Source organism: Parvimonas sp. D2 (assembly GCF_035282635.1).
Classification (GTDB): domain Bacteria; phylum Bacillota; class Clostridia; order Tissierellales; family Peptoniphilaceae; genus Parvimonas.
Window position 1 is genome coordinate 1 of sequence record NZ_JAYKBO010000075.1, and the last position, 250, is coordinate 250.

General features: G+C 44.4%; 1 protein-coding gene. It reads right to left on the minus strand.

The annotated features are described in order from the left end of the window. Positions 1-74: 74 nt before the first annotated feature. A complete protein-coding gene (locus VJI77_RS07930; protein ID WP_442953981.1) occupies positions 75-236 on the minus strand; it encodes an endonuclease domain-containing protein in 162 nt (53 codons plus the stop codon). Positions 237-250: the final 14 nt, after the last annotated feature.

Sequence of the window (250 nt, forward strand, 5' to 3'; positions counted from 1 at the left end):
GATAATATAACTTACGGCAATGTATACGGCGAGAAAGACCATAAAGCCCATCCATGATGCCAACTTCTTACGCATTAGTCATCAACCTTATCTGGAAAGGTCATGCAGCCATCATTTAGAATATAGTCTAATGCACGGCGCAAAATTTTCGGACTATCTTGGAATTTGCCTAGACCGGTGTTGCAAGTGACGCACAGCAGTCCACGGACTTTGCCAGAAGAATGACAGTGGTCCACATTGAACTGGGTTG